General features: G+C 58.9%; 10 protein-coding genes. 9 read left to right on the forward strand and 1 reads right to left on the reverse strand.

Annotated features, from left to right (window positions below; genetic code table 11):
• Positions 1-174 precede the first annotated feature (174 nt).
• The 9 genes from C0560_RS13425 (at position 175) to yegS (ending at position 14,295) form a co-directional block, all read left to right on the forward strand.
• The gene (locus C0560_RS13425; protein WP_248858723.1) at positions 175-1,422 is read left to right on the forward strand and encodes an MdtA/MuxA family multidrug efflux RND transporter periplasmic adaptor subunit; all 1,248 of its coding nucleotides are present in this window, start codon (positions 175-177) and stop codon (positions 1,420-1,422) included.
• Entirely contained in the window at positions 1,422-4,544 is a 3,123-nt protein-coding gene (locus C0560_RS13430; protein WP_248858724.1) for an MdtB/MuxB family multidrug efflux RND transporter permease subunit, read from the forward strand. Before C0560_RS13425 ends, C0560_RS13430 begins: the two co-directional genes overlap by 1 nt.
• Positions 4,545-7,622: a multidrug efflux RND transporter permease subunit MdtC gene (mdtC, locus tag C0560_RS13435; protein ID WP_107703257.1), complete on the forward strand. Its 3,078-nt coding sequence runs from the start codon at positions 4,545-4,547 to the stop codon at positions 7,620-7,622.
• Positions 7,623-9,038 (forward strand): MFS transporter, encoded by a 1,416-nt coding sequence (locus C0560_RS13440; protein WP_248858725.1) that lies wholly within the window; start codon positions 7,623-7,625, stop codon positions 9,036-9,038.
• Positions 9,035-10,438, forward strand: a complete 1,404-nt coding sequence (gene baeS / locus C0560_RS13445; protein WP_129035992.1) for a two-component system sensor histidine kinase BaeS — start codon at positions 9,035-9,037, stop codon at positions 10,436-10,438. The genes C0560_RS13440 and baeS overlap by 4 nt, the downstream gene beginning before the upstream one ends.
• Positions 10,435-11,157: a two-component system response regulator BaeR gene (gene baeR, locus C0560_RS13450; protein ID WP_100779592.1), complete on the forward strand. Its 723-nt coding sequence runs from the start codon at positions 10,435-10,437 to the stop codon at positions 11,155-11,157. Before baeS ends, baeR begins: the two co-directional genes overlap by 4 nt.
• Positions 11,158-11,296: 139 nt before the next feature.
• Positions 11,297-11,629 carry a YegP family protein gene (locus C0560_RS13455; RefSeq protein WP_123427409.1) on the forward strand — a complete coding sequence of 111 codons (333 nt, stop codon included), beginning with the start codon at positions 11,297-11,299 and terminating at the stop codon, positions 11,627-11,629.
• Positions 11,630-11,782: 153 nt separating this feature from the next.
• Complete coding sequence (gene yegQ, locus C0560_RS13460) at positions 11,783-13,144, forward strand: tRNA 5-hydroxyuridine modification protein YegQ (protein WP_100779590.1); 1,362 nt, start codon at positions 11,783-11,785, stop codon at positions 13,142-13,144.
• A 251-nt stretch (positions 13,145-13,395) separates the two neighbouring features.
• Positions 13,396-14,295, forward strand: coding sequence for a lipid kinase YegS (gene yegS, locus C0560_RS13465; RefSeq protein WP_100779589.1), 900 nt, complete (start codon positions 13,396-13,398; stop codon positions 14,293-14,295).
• An 87-nt stretch (positions 14,296-14,382) separates the two neighbouring features.
• On the opposite strand, the gene C0560_RS13470 is transcribed toward yegS, so the two are convergent.
• Entirely contained in the window at positions 14,383-15,156 is a 774-nt protein-coding gene (locus C0560_RS13470) for an ABC transporter ATP-binding protein (RefSeq protein ID WP_102104106.1), read from the reverse strand.
• Position 15,157: the final 1 nt, after the last annotated feature.

Genomic DNA, 15,157 nt, shown 5'->3' on the forward strand with positions numbered 1-15,157 from the left:
CCCCCGCGCCCGGTAAGAGCGAGAAATCCTCAAAACGGCAGCTCAGGTTGCCGTTTTGCTTTTATCTCTCAGACAAATCCAGACAGTCTTTCATATTTCCTCCATTATTCCACTGCGTTGCCTGACTAAACTAGTATCATTCCCCGAAGTGTTTCAGGAAGAGAACGTATAACGATGAAAGGCAGCAAAAAATTCCGCTGGGCAATCGCCGTCGGTGTCATTGTGGTGGCCCTTGCCGCCGCGTGGTACTGGCACAATCAATCGGCGCAGAGTGCCGCTCCGGCAGGCGCTAAGGGCCAGACGCAACGCCCTGCGGGCGGTGGACGCCACGGCATGCGCGGTGGCGCGCTTGCCCCGGTACAGGCCGCGACCGCTGTCAGCAAATCGGTTCCTCGTTATCTCACCGGTCTTGGGACGGTCACCGCCGCAAACACAGTAACCGTGCGCAGCCGCGTCGATGGACAGCTGATGGCGATCCACTTCCAGGAAGGCCAACAGGTCAAAGCTGGCGATCTGCTGGCTGAAATCGATCCGAGCCAGTTCAAAGTGGCCCTCGCGCAGGCGCAAGGCCAGCTCGCCAAAGATAAAGCAACGCTTGCCAACGCCCAGCGCGATCTGGCACGTTATCAGCAACTGGTGAAAACCAACCTCGTTTCCCGTCAGGAGCTGGACACGCAGCAGTCGCTGGTGAGCGAAGCCCAGGGCACCATTAAAGCGGATGAAGCCGCTGTTGCCAGCGCACAATTGCAGCTCGACTGGAGCCGCATTACCGCGCCGATTGACGGTCGCGTCGGCCTGAAACAGGTCGATATCGGCAACCAGATTTCCAGCGGCGACACCACCGGCATCGTGGTGCTCACCCAAACGCATCCAATTGATCTCGTCTTCACCCTGCCGGAAAGCGAAATCGCCACCGTCGTTCAGGCGCAAAAAAACGGCCAGACGCTGGCGGTAGAAGCCTGGGATCGCGCGAACAAAGCCAAGCTGAGCGACGGCCAACTATTGAGCCTGGATAACCAGATCGATACCACCACCGGCACCATTAAGCTTAAAGCCCGCTTTACCAATCAGGATGACGCCCTGTTCCCGAACCAGTTCGTCAACGCGCGCATGCTGGTCGCTACCGAAGAAAATGCGGTGGTGATCCCAACGGCGGCGCTGCAAATGGGCAACGAAGGCAACTTTGTTTGGGTACTGAACAGTGACAATAAAGTCAGCAAACATCTGGTGAAACCGGGCATTCAGGACAGCCAGACCGTCGTCATCAGTGCGGGCCTTTCCGCAGGCGATCGTGTGGTAACGGACGGGATCGACCGTCTGACCGAAGGGGCCAAAGTCGAAGTCGTTGAAGCACACACGGATACGGCCACCAGCGAAAAACCGGCTAAACGTGAACACGTAAAACAGGGAGCGGCGTCCTGATGCAGGTATTGCCACCCAGCTCCACAGGTGGGCCATCACGCCTGTTCATTTTACGCCCCGTCGCCACCACGCTGCTGATGGTGGCGATCCTGCTGGCAGGGATTATCGGCTATCGCTTCCTGCCCGTGTCGGCCCTGCCCGAAGTGGATTATCCAACGATTCAGGTCATCACCCTCTATCCTGGCGCCAGCCCGGATGTGGTGACGTCGGCGATCACTGCCCCGCTGGAGCGCCAGTTTGGGCAGATGTCGGGCCTGAAACAGATGTCATCGCAAAGCTCCGGCGGCGCGTCGGTGGTGACGCTGCAATTCCAGCTCACCCTGCCTCTCGACGTGGCCGAGCAGGAAGTGCAGGCGGCGATTAACGCAGCCACTAATCTGCTGCCCTCCGACCTGCCCAATCCACCGGTTTACAGCAAGGTCAATCCGGCGGATCCACCGATCATGACCCTCGCCGTCACCTCCTCCGCCATGCCGATGACACAGGTGGAAGATATGGTGGAAACGCGCGTGGCGCAGAAGATCTCCCAGGTCTCCGGCGTCGGGCTGGTGACGCTCTCCGGTGGTCAGCGTCCGGCCGTGCGCGTGAAACTGAACGCCCAGGCGATTGCCGCCCTCGGATTGACCAGCGAAACCATCCGCACCGCCATCAGCAGCGCCAACGTCAACTCGGCAAAAGGCTCGCTGGACGGCCCAACGCGCGCCGTCACGCTCTCGGCTAACGACCAGATGCAGTCCGCCGACGAGTATCGTCAGTTGATTGTGGCATACCAGAACGGCGCCCCCATTCGCCTCGGCGATGTGGCAACCGTAGAGCAAGGCGCAGAAAACAGCTGGCTCGGCGCATGGGCCAACAAACAGCAGGCGATTGTGATGAACGTCCAGCGCCAGCCGGGCGCGAACATTATCGACACCGCCGACAGCATTCGCACCATGTTGCCGCAGCTGATCGAAAGCCTGCCGAAATCGGTGAGCGTCAAGGTCCTGTCGGATCGCACCACCAATATCCGCGCCTCCGTCAGCGACACTCAGTTCGAGCTGATGCTGGCGATTGCGCTGGTGGTGATGATTATTTACGTCTTCCTGCGTAACGTTCCGGCGACCATTATCCCTGCCGTCGCCGTTCCGCTGTCGCTGGTCGGGACCTTTGCGGTAATGGTGTTCCTCGATTTCTCCATCAACAACCTCACCCTGATGGCGCTCACCATCGCCACCGGGTTCGTGGTCGATGATGCAATCGTGGTCATCGAGAACATTTCGCGCTATATCGAAAAAGGTGAGAAGCCGCTGGCCGCAGCGCTAAAAGGCGCAGGCGAGATCGGCTTTACCATTATCTCCCTCACCTTCTCGCTGATTGCGGTGCTGATCCCGCTGCTGTTTATGGGCGATATCGTTGGCCGTCTGTTCCGCGAATTTGCCGTCACCCTGGCAGTGGCGATTCTCATCTCCGCCGTGGTCTCCCTGACGCTGACGCCGATGATGTGCGCCCGCATGCTGAGCGCGGAATCCCTGCGCAAGCAAAACCGTTTTTCTCGCGCCTCCGAGCGCCTGTTTGAACGCGTGATTGCGGCCTATGGCCGGATGCTGACCAAAGTGCTCAATCACCCGTGGGCGACGTTGAGCGTCGCGCTGGGAACGCTGGCCCTGAGCGTGCTGCTGTGGGTGATGATCCCGAAAGGCTTCTTCCCGATTCAGGATAACGGCATTATTCAGGGTACGCTGCAGGCACAGCAGTCCGTCTCCTTCGCCAGCATGGCCCAGCGCCAGCAGCAGGTGTCCGAGGTGATCATGAAAGATCCGGCGGTCGAGAGCCTGACGTCGTTTGTCGGCGTCGACGGCACCAATCCGTCGCTGAACAGCGCTCGCCTGCAGATCAATCTCAAACCGCTGGACGACCGCGACGATCGGGTGAATACCGTGATCGAACGGCTGCAAAATGCGGTGGCGAGAGTGCCAGGTGTCGAGCTGTACCTCCAGCCGACTCAGGATTTGACCATCGATACCACCGTCAGCCGCACCCAGTACCAGTTCACCCTGCAGGCCACCAGTCTGGAGGCGCTCAGCACCTGGGTTCCACAACTGGTCAGTAAGCTCCAGGAACTGCCGCAGCTGTCGGACGTGAGCAGCGACTGGCAGGATCAGGGGCTGGCTGCCTACGTCAACGTTAACCGTGACACCGCCAGCCGTCTGGGCATTTCCATGGCCGATGTGGATAACGCGCTGTACAACGCCTTCGGCCAGCGCCTGATCTCCACGATTTACACCCAGGCCAACCAGTATCGCGTGGTGCTGGAGCACAACACCGAACAGACGCCGGGCCTTGCGGCGCTGGATTCGATTCGCCTGACCAGCAAAGACGGCGGGATGGTGCCGCTGAACGCAATTGCCACCGTCGAGCAGCGCTTTACGCCGCTCTCCATCAACCATCTCGATCAGTTCCCGTCCACCACCATTTCGTTTAACGTGCCGGACAATTACTCCCTCGGGGAAGCGGTGGAGTCCATTCTTAACGCCGAGAAAACCCTCAGCTTCCCGACGGATATCCAGACCCAGTTCCAGGGCAGCACCCTGGCGTTCCAGGCCGCACTCGGGAACACCATCTGGCTTATCGTGGCGGCGGTCGTGGCGATGTATATCGTGCTCGGCGTACTGTACGAGAGCTTTATCCATCCGGTGACGATCCTCTCCACCCTGCCCACGGCGGGCGTGGGCGCGCTGCTGGCGCTGATGCTGTCGGGCAGTGAGCTGGATGTGATTGCGATTATCGGCATTATTTTGCTGATCGGCATCGTCAAGAAAAACGCCATCATGATGATCGACTTCGCCCTTGCCGCCGAGCGCGAACAGGGCATGGCCCCGCGCGAGGCCATTTTCCAGGCCTGCCTGCTGCGTTTTCGCCCGATCCTGATGACCACCATGGCCGCCCTGCTTGGCGCACTGCCGCTGATGCTCAGTACCGGCGTCGGTGCGGAATTGCGCCGTCCGCTGGGGATCGGTATGGTCGGCGGTTTGCTGGTAAGCCAGGTGCTGACGCTGTTCACCACGCCGGTGATTTACCTGCTGTTTGACAGCCTGGCGCTGAGGCTCAAAGCGCGCTTCCCGAAACGTGAAGAGGAGGCGTAAGTGAAGTTTTTCGCCCTCTTCATTTACCGCCCAGTGGCAACGATTTTGATCTCCCTCGCCATCACCCTGTGCGGCGTGCTCGGCTTCCGGCTGCTGCCGGTGGCCCCGCTGCCGCAGGTGGATTTCCCGGTGATCATGATCAGCGCCTCCCTGCCCGGCGCGTCGCCAGAAACGATGGCCTCGTCGGTGGCCACGCCGCTTGAGCGCTCTCTCGGGCGCATTGCGGGCGTCAGTGAAATGACCTCCAGCAGTTCCCTCGGCAGCACGCGAATCATTCTGGAATTCAACTTTGATCGCGATATCAATGGCGCCGCCCGCGACGTGCAGGCCGCCATCAACGCCGCGCAAAGCCTGCTGCCCAGCGGCATGCCGAGCCGGCCGACCTATCGCAAAGCCAACCCGTCCGATGCGCCGATCATGATTCTGACGCTGACATCAGACACCTACTCCCAGGGCGAACTGTACGATTTCGCCTCGACGCAGCTGGCACAGACCATCGCCCAGATCGACGGCGTCGGCGACGTCGATGTCGGTGGCAGCTCCCTGCCCGCGGTGCGCGTGGGCCTGAACCCGCAAGCGCTGTTTAACCAGGGCGTCTCGCTGGATGATGTGCGCAGCGCCATCAGCAATGCCAACGTGCGCAGGCCGCAGGGGGCGATAGAGGACAGCAGCCATCGCTGGCAGATCCAGACCAACGACGAGCTAAAAACCGCGGCGGAATATCAGCCGCTGATTATTCACTACAACAACGGCGCGGCGGTGCGTTTAAGCGATGTGGCCAGTGTCACCGACTCGGTGCAGGACGTGCGTAACGCCGGGATGACGAACGCCAAACCGGCAATTTTGCTGATGATCCGCAAACTGCCGGAAGCCAATATCATCCAGACGGTGAACAGCATTCGCGAGCGCCTGCCGGAACTGCAGGAGACAATTCCGGCGGCGATCGATCTGCAAATCGCCCAGGATCGCTCCCCGACTATTCGCGCCTCGCTGGAAGAGGTCGAGCAGACGCTGATTATCTCCGTCGGGCTGGTTATCCTGGTGGTGTTCCTGTTCCTGCGCTCCGGTCGCGCGACGCTGATCCCTGCCGTGGCGGTGCCCGTATCGCTGATTGGTACCTTCGCCGCCATGTACCTGTGCGGATTTAGTCTTAACAACCTGTCGCTGATGGCCCTGACTATCGCCACCGGATTCGTGGTCGATGACGCCATCGTGGTGCTGGAAAATATTTCGCGCCATCTGGAAGCGGGGATGAAACCGTTGCAGGCCGCGCTTCAGGGGACGCGCGAAGTGGGCTTTACGGTGCTCTCCATGAGCCTGTCGCTGGTGGCGGTATTTCTGCCGCTGCTGCTGATGGGCGGGCTGCCGGGGCGTTTATTGCGCGAGTTCGCCGTCACACTTTCTGTCGCCATAGGTATTTCGCTGGTGATCTCCCTGACCCTGACGCCGATGATGTGCGGCTGGATGCTTAAGCGCAGCAAGCCCCATTCCCAGCCGCGTAAAAAAGGCGTTGGCCGCCTGCTGGTGGCGATGCAGGAGGGTTACGGCAAGTCACTGAAATGGGTGCTGAACCATACGCGAATTGTCGGTTTTGTGCTGGTGGGTACCATCGCACTCAACGTCTGGATGTACATCAGCATTCCGAAAACCTTTTTCCCCGAGCAGGACACAGGCGTGCTGATGGGCGGGATTCAGGCGGACCAGAGCATTTCATTCCAGGCGATGCGCGTGAAGCTGCAGGATTTCATGAAGATCATCCGGGAAGATCCTGCCGTCGATAACGTGACGGGCTTTACCGGCGGTTCGCGCGTTAACAGCGGGATGATGTTTATCACCCTGAAAGCACGCGGCGAGCGCAACGAAACGGCGCAGCAGGTGATCGACCGCCTGCGCGTGAAGCTCGCCAAAGAGCCGGGCGCGAATCTGTTTTTGATGGCCGTTCAGGATATCCGCGTCGGTGGGCGTCAGGCTAACGCCAGCTATCAGTACACCCTTTTGTCAGACGATCTGGCCGCCCTGCGCGAGTGGGAGCCGAAAATCCGTAAAGCGCTGGCGGCCCTGCCGGAGCTGGCCGATGTGAACTCGGACCAACAGGATAACGGCGCGGAGATGAACCTGACCTATGACCGTGAAACCATGGCGCGGCTCGGCATTAACGTTGAAGCGGCCAACAGTTTGCTCAATAACGCCTTTGGTCAGCGCCAGATTTCCACCATCTACCAGCCGATGAACCAGTACAAAGTGGTGATGGAGGTCGATCCGCGCTACACCCAGGACATCAGCGCGCTGGATAAGATGTACGTTATCAACAACGACGGTAAATCGATCCCCCTCTCCTACTTCGCCAGCTGGCAGCCCGCCAACGCGCCGCTGTCGGTAAACCATCAGGGGCTGTCGGCGGCGTCAACGGTGTCATTTAACCTGCCAACCGGTTCGTCGCTTTCTGAGGCCAGCGATGCGATCAACCGCGCCATGACCCAGCTTGGCGTGCCGTCGACCGTGCGCGGCAGCTTTGCAGGCACCGCGCAGGTGTTTCAGGAGACGATGAACTCACAGGTGATTTTGATTCTGGCGGCGATTGCGACGGTCTATATCGTGCTCGGCATTCTGTACGAAAGCTACGTCCATCCGCTGACGATCCTCTCCACTCTGCCATCGGCGGGCGTCGGCGCGCTGCTGGCGCTGGAGTTATTCGGCGCACCCTTTAGCCTCATTGCGCTTATCGGGATCATGCTATTAATAGGCATAGTGAAGAAAAACGCGATCATGATGGTCGATTTCGCCCTCGACGCGCAGCGCAACGGCAATATGTCGCCGCAGGACGCCATTTTCCAGGCCTGCCTGCTGCGCTTCCGCCCGATTATGATGACCACGCTGGCGGCGCTGTTTGGCGCACTGCCGCTGGTGATTTCCGGCGGTGATGGCTCTGAACTGCGCCAGCCGCTGGGGATCACCATTGTCGGCGGACTGGTGATGAGCCAGCTATTGACGCTCTATACCACACCGGTGGTGTATCTGTTCTTCGACCGCCTGCGGGTGCGTTTTTCACGTAAAAACAGAGAAACGGTAAGCGAGTAAATGATTGATTTGCCCAACAATGTTCGCTGGCAACTGTGGATTGTCGCCTTCGGCTTCTTTATGCAGTCGCTGGATACCACCATTGTTAACACCGCCCTCCCCTCGATGGCGAAAAGCCTGGGGGAAAGTCCGCTGCATATGCACATGGTCATCGTCTCCTATGTGCTAACGGTGGCGGTGATGCTGCCCGCCAGCGGCTGGCTGGCGGACAAAGTTGGGGTGCGTAATATCTTCTTCACCGCCATTATTCTGTTCACCCTCGGTTCGCTGTTTTGCGCGCAGGCCGACACGCTGAACGAGCTGGTGATGGCGCGCGTGTTGAAGGGCGTCGGCGGAGCGATGATGGTGCCCGTCGGCAGACTGACGGTGATGAAAATCGTGCCGCGCGAGCAGTATATGGCGGCGATGACCTTCGTGACGCTGCCCGGTCAGGTCGGGCCATTGCTCGGCCCTGCCCTCGGCGGGATTCTGGTGGAGTACGCCTCCTGGCACTGGATTTTCCTGATCAATCTTCCGGTCGGGGTGGTCGGCGCAATCGCCACGCTGTGGCTCATGCCAAACTACAAAATGCAGACGCGGCGCTTTGATCTCTTCGGCTTTGTGCTGCTGGCAGCGGGCATGGCGACGCTGACCCTGGCGCTGGACGGGCAAAAAGGGCTGGGGATTTCCACCCTCACGCTGGCGCTGCTGGTGACTATCGGCGTTCTGTCGGTGCTGTGGTATCTGTGGCACGCCAGGGATAACGACCAGGCGCTGTTCAGCCTGTCGCTGTTTCGCAATCACACCTTCCGCCTCGGGCTGCTCGGCAGCTTCGCCGGGCGTCTTGGCAGCGGCATGTTGCCGTTTATGACGCCGGTGTTCCTGCAGATCGGACTGGGCTTTTCGCCGTTCCACGCCGGTTTGATGATGATCCCGATGGTGCTTGGCAGCATGGGCATGAAACGCATTGTGGTGCAGGTGGTGAACCGCTTTGGCTATCGCCGGGTGCTGGTCGCCGCAACGCTGGGACTGGCGCTGATCAGCCTGCTGTTTATGGCCGTGGCGCTGATGGGCTGGTATTACGCTCTGCCGCTGGTGCTGTTCTTCCAGGGGGTGATTAACTCCACGCGTTTCTCGTCGATGAACACCCTGACGCTGAAGGATCTGCCCGACGAACTGGCGAGCAGCGGCAACAGTTTGCTGTCGATGATCATGCAGCTCTCCATGAGCGTGGGCGTGACCGTCGCGGGCCTGCTGCTCGGCATGTACGGTCAGCATCATCTGGGCGCTGATACCGCCGGCGCGCATCAGGTCTTCCTTTACACCTATCTCAGCATGGCGGTGATTATCGCCCTGCCCGCCTTAATCTTCGCCCGGGTCCCGGATGATACCAGCAAGAACGTCGTCATCAGCCGACGTAAAAGGAGTGAGTCATGAAATTCTGGCGCCCCGGCATTACTGGAAAACTGTTTCTGGCGATTTTCGCCACCTGTATCGTGCTGCTTATCACTATGCACTGGGCCGTGCGGGTCAGCTTCGAGCGGGGTTTTATCGACTACATTAAACGCGGAAACGAACAGCGACTGCAGGGCTTGAGCGATGCGCTGGCCGATCAGTATGCTCTGCACGGCAACTGGCGTTTCCTGCGCAATAACGACCGTTTTGTGTTCCAGATCCTCAAATCGCTTGAGCACGATAACGACGACGATCGCCCGGGGCCGGGAATGCCGCCGCACGGCTGGCGCACGCAGTTCTGGGTGATCGACCAGGATAAATACGTGCTGGTTGGGCCTCGCGCGCCGGTTCCGCCTGACGGCACCCGGCGGGCCATTATGTTTAACGGTGCCACTGTCGGCTGGGTGATCGCCTCGCCGGTCGAACGGCTGACGCGCAACACGGATATCAACTTTGATCGCCAGCAACGCCAGACCAGCTGGCTGATTGTCGCCCTCTCCACCCTGCTTGCGGCACTGGCGACGTTCCCGCTGGCGCGCGGCCTGCTGGCCCCCGTCAAACGGCTGGTGGAAGGCACGCACAAGCTGGCGGCAGGAGACTTTACCACCCGCGTGGATACCCGTAGCCAGGACGAGCTGGGCAAACTGGCGCAGGACTTCAACCAGCTCGCCAGTACGCTTGAGAAAAACCAGCAGATGCGCCGCGATTTTATGGCCGATATTTCCCACGAGCTGCGCACGCCGCTGGCAGTGCTGCGCGGTGAACTGGAAGCCATTCAGGACGGTGTACGTCAGTTTACGCCTGAGTCCGTCACCTCGTTGCAGGCAGAAGTGGGCACCCTGACCAAGCTGGTGGACGATCTGCATCAGCTTTCCATGTCCGATGAGGGCGCGCTGGCCTATCAAAAAGCCCCTGTCGATGTGATCAATATTCTGGAAGTGGTCAGCGGCGCGTTCCGCGAACGCTTCGCCAGTCGGAATCTGAACATTGAACTCTCCCTGCCGGATAGCGCCGTGGTCTTCGGCGATCCGGACCGTCTGATGCAGCTGTTTAATAACCTGCTGGAAAACAGTCTGCGCTATACGGACGGCGGCGGCGCACTGCGCATTTCTGGTCGCGTCGAAGACGGGCGTTTCGCCCTCACCTTTGCCGATTCCGCACCGGGAGTGCAGGACGCGCAGCTGGAGAAACTGTTCGAGCGCTTTTACCGCACCGAAGGTTCGCGCAACCGTGCCAGCGGCGGTTCGGGCCTGGGGCTTGCGATTTGCGTTAACATCGTCGAGGCGCACGGCGGTACTATCCGCGCCGCCCATTCGCCTTTTGGCGGGGTTAGCATTACAGTAGAGTTACCGCTGGAACGCGATTTATCGAGAGAAGTATGACTGAGTTACCCATTGACGAAAACACGCCACGCATTCTGATCGTGGAGGACGAGCCTAAGCTTGGGCAGTTATTGATCGACTATTTACGCGCGGCAAGCTATGCCCCCACGCTGATTAATCACGGCGATCAGGTGCTGCCCTATGTGCGCCAGACGCCGCCGCATCTGATCCTGCTGGATCTCATGCTCCCTGGCACCGACGGCCTGACGCTGTGCCGCGAAATCCGCCGTTTTTCCGACGTACCGATTGTGATGGTGACGGCGAAAATCGAAGAGATCGATCGCCTGCTGGGGCTGGAAATCGGTGCCGATGATTACATCTGCAAACCCTACAGCCCGCGTGAAGTGGTCGCCCGCGTGAAAACGATTCTGCGTCGCTGCCGTCCACAGCGCGAACTACAGGTGCTCGACGCCGAAAGCCCGCTGATTGTCGATGAGAGCCGCTTCCAGGCAAGCTGGCGCAGCAAACTGCTGGACCTGACGCCGGCGGAATTCCGCCTGCTGAAAACCCTCTCTCATGAGCCGGGGAAAGTGTTCTCCCGCGAACAGTTGCTGAATCATCTCTATGACGATTACCGCGTGGTGACGGACCGCACCATCGACAGCCATATCAAGAACTTGCGCCGTAAACTGGAAGCGCTCGACGCCGATCAGTCGTTTATCCGCGCGGTGTACGGTGTGGGGTATCGCTGGGAGGCGGATGCCTGTCGGATTGCATAAAAGATTTCCCCCATCAAATCTGACCCGCCTGCTGGCGGGTTTTTCTTCACTAGAAAGTCTCACATTATCATCCATACTCTTCTTGTCGGTGCGTTTAGCTGTCGCCTGTTTCTCGTTAACTTTCCTCAAGGAGTGTTTTATGGCTGGTTGGTTCGAACTAAGCAAAAGCAGTGACGGGCAGTTCAGGTTTGTTCTGAAAGCAGGAAACGGAGAAATTATCCTCACCAGTGAGCTGTACACCACAAAATCCGCAGCAGAAAACGGCATTGCCTCCGTGCGTACCAATAGCCCGCACGATGAGCGCTATGAGAAAAAAACGGCGACCAACGGGAAATATCACTTCAACCTGAAGGCGGCAAACCACCAGGTGATCGGTTCAAGCCAGCTTTATGCTTCCGAGCAGACGCGGGAAAGTGGTATCGCCTCGGTGAAAAATAATGGCTCCAGCCAGACGGTGAAAGATTTAACCTGACCCGCCAGACCCGCCGGGCAGGCTTTGCCGCCAACCGGCGCTTTACCTCCCTCCCCCGCAGCGCTACAATGCCCGCCCTTAAAGTAGGGGATCTCCCCTTACCGCTGCACCAGGTGCACGCGGATCTGACCTGTCATCAGAACGAGAACAAACATGTTTAAACCAGAACTCCTTTCCCCGGCGGGAACGCTGCAGAATATGCGTTACGCTTTCGCTTACGGTGCCGATGCGGTGTATGCGGGCCAGCCGCGTTACTCTCTGCGCGTGCGTAATAACGAATTCAACCACGAGAATTTGCAGCTCGGCATCAACGAAGCGCATGCCCTGGGCAAAAAATTCTACGTGGTTGTGAACATCGCGCCGCACAACGCCAAGCTGAAAACGTTTATTCGCGATCTGAAGCCGGTTGTGGAAATGGGTCCTGATGCGCTGATTATGTCCGATCCCGGTTTAATCATGCTGGTGCGTGAGAACTTCCCGGAGATGGATATCCATCTTTCCGTGCAGGCCAACGCCGTCAACTGGGCGACGGTCAAATTCTGGAAACAGATGGGCCTGACGCGTGTGATTCTGTCGCGCGAGCTCTCTCTTGAAGAGATCGAAGAGATTCGCACTCAGGTGCCGGAAATGGAACTCGAAATCTTCGTTCACGGCGCCCTGTGCATGGCCTACTCTGGCCGCTGCCTGCTCTCCGGCTACATCAACAAGCGCGACCCGAACCAGGGAACCTGCACTAACGCCTGCCGCTGGGAATATAACGTCCAGGAAGGGAAAGAAGATGATGTGGGCAACATCGTGCACAAGCATGAACCGATTCCGGTGAAAACCGTGGAGCCGACGCTGGGCGTGGGCGCACCAACCGACAGCGTGTTTATGATTGAAGAGGCCAAACGTCCGGGCGAATACATGACGGCGTTTGAAGACGAACACGGCACCTACATCATGAACTCCAAAGACCTGCGCGCGATTGCGCACGTCGAGCGTCTGACGCAGATGGGCGTGCACTCGCTTAAAATCGAAGGCCGCACCAAGTCTTACTACTACTGCGCCCGTACCGCACAGGTGTACCGTAAAGCCATCGACGACGCCGCAGCGGGAAAACCGTTTGATACCAGCCTGCTGGAAACCCTGGAAGGCCTGGCCCATCGCGGCTACACCGAAGGCTTCCTGCGTCGTCATACTCATGACGATTATCAGAACTACGAGCACGGCTACTCCATCTCCGAGCGCCAGCAGTTTGTCGGCGACTTTACCGGCGCGCGCAAAGGCCCGCTGGCGGCAGTGGCAGTGAAGAACAAATTCACCAAAGGGGACAGCCTGGAGCTGATGACCCCGCAGGGCAATATCAACTTCACGCTGGAGCATCTGGAAAACGGTAAAGGCGAAGCAATCACCGTCGCCCCTGGGGATGGTCACACCGTGTGGCTGCCGGTACCGGAAGAGGTGGAGCTGGAATACGCGCTGCTGATGCGCAATTTTGCTGGCGAAAGCACCCGTAATCCGCACAGTAAATAGTCAACTGTCGGGATTTTTTCAGCATGGGATAATTCTTAGAATCGGATCACATACCGCTTCGTTCAATACGGGTATTATCCCCTGCGCTGAAAAACATAACCCATAAATGCTAGCTGTACCAGGAACCACCTCCTTAGCCTGCGTAATCTCCCTTACGCAGGCTTATTTTTTGCCCTTTCATCCTGTTCTTACCCGCTTTTTCCCTCGCTGGGATACACTCTTGTTAGTGCTAAAAAAGGGAGCAACGCTGAATGGCGACATATCCGGATAGTTTATTGATCCTCAACGGCAAAAGTGCAGGCAACGACCTTCTGCGCCAGGCGATTGCCGACCTGCGTGATACTGGCGCGAACATTCACGTTCGCGTGACCTGGGAAAAAGGCGATGCCGCGCGGTATATCGACGAAGCCTGTCGGCTTGGGGTGGCGACGGTGATCGCCGGGGGCGGCGATGGCACCATTAACGAAGTCGCGACGGCGCTGATTGAACACGATAGTGCTCAGCGCCCGGTGATGGGCATTTTACCGCTCGGTACCGCCAATGATTTCGCCACCAGCGCAGGCATTCCGGAGACGCTGGACAAGGCGCTCCAGCTGGCTATTGTCGGGAAACCGGCAGCAGTGGATATTGCCCAGGTGAATGATAAAACCTGTTTTATCAATATGGCGACAGGCGGATTTGGTACGCGTATTACCAGCGAAACGCCGGAAAAACTGAAAGCCGCCCTTGGCGGTGTGTCGTATCTGATTCACGGTCTGATGCGCATGGATATGCTCAAGCCCGATCGCTGCGAAATTAACGGCGAAAACTTCCACTGGCAGGGCGATGCGCTGGTGATCGGCATCGGAAACGGGCGTCAGGCGGGCGGCGGACAGCAGCTGTGTCCGGACGCGTTGATCAACGATGGGCTGTTACAGCTGCGTATCTTCACCAGCGACGGTATGCTGCCTGCCCTGTTCACCACACTGACTCGCCCGGAAGAGAGCCCGAATGTGCTCGACGGACAGTCCGCGTGGTTTGAAATTATCGCCCCACACGGTATGACCTTTAATCTCGACGGCGAGCCGCTCAGCGGGGAACATTTCCGTATTTCCCTGCTTCCCGGTGCGCTGGAGTGCCGTTTGCCGCCGGATTGTGCGCTTCTGCGGTGACCGTTTTGCCAGGCGACGCTTTCCTTGCACGAGCCTGCACACCCGTAGGCCCGCAAAGGTGCAGCTACCCCCCGGCACCCACGCCACTCAATACGCCGCCACCTCGCGCGCCATCTCCCGGCTGTACTGCTGGCTGGCATTGACCAGCATCCGCGTATAGTCGGTTTTGGCGTTTCCTGCGACCAGTTCATCCACGCTCAGGGTCTCCAGAATCTTGCCGTACTGCATCACCGCCACTTTCTGGCACAGGTGCGCAATCACGCCCAGATCGTGCGTCACCATTAAATAGGTGAGATTCGATTCGCGCTGGAGTTCCGCCAGTAAATTCAGGATCTCCGCCTGCACTGACACGTCCAGCGCCGACGTCGGTTCATCCAGCAGCAACACCTGCGGCTCCAGAATCAGTGCCCTGGCGATGGCCACGCGCTGACGCTGTCCACCGGAGAGCTGATGCGGATAGCGATCGCGAAACGCCCGGTTCAGCCCCACTTTATCCAGCAAACCGTGGATACGCCGGTCGCGATCCTGAATGCCGTGGATTTGCAGCGGCTCTTCCAGAATATCGCCGATAGTATGACGCGGATGCAGCGATCCGTACGGGTCCTGAAAGACCATCTGCACGCGACGGCAACGCTCAGCGTTAATCTTTCGCCCCAGCGGTTTACCGTCGATGGCAAGTTCGCCGTCCCAGTGGGTGAACAGCCCGGCCAGACATTTCAGCACCGTGGTTTTGCCGGAACCCGACTCCCCCACCAGCCCGTAAATTTCCCCTTCTCCGACGTGAATATTTACATCGCTCAGCACCTGATTGCGCTTTTCACCTTCGCCAAAGGCCAGGTTGAGGTTGTTAATCTCGATCATC

Source organism: Lelliottia sp. AC1 (assembly GCF_023278595.1).
Lineage (GTDB): Bacteria > Pseudomonadota > Gammaproteobacteria > Enterobacterales > Enterobacteriaceae > Enterobacter > Enterobacter nimipressuralis.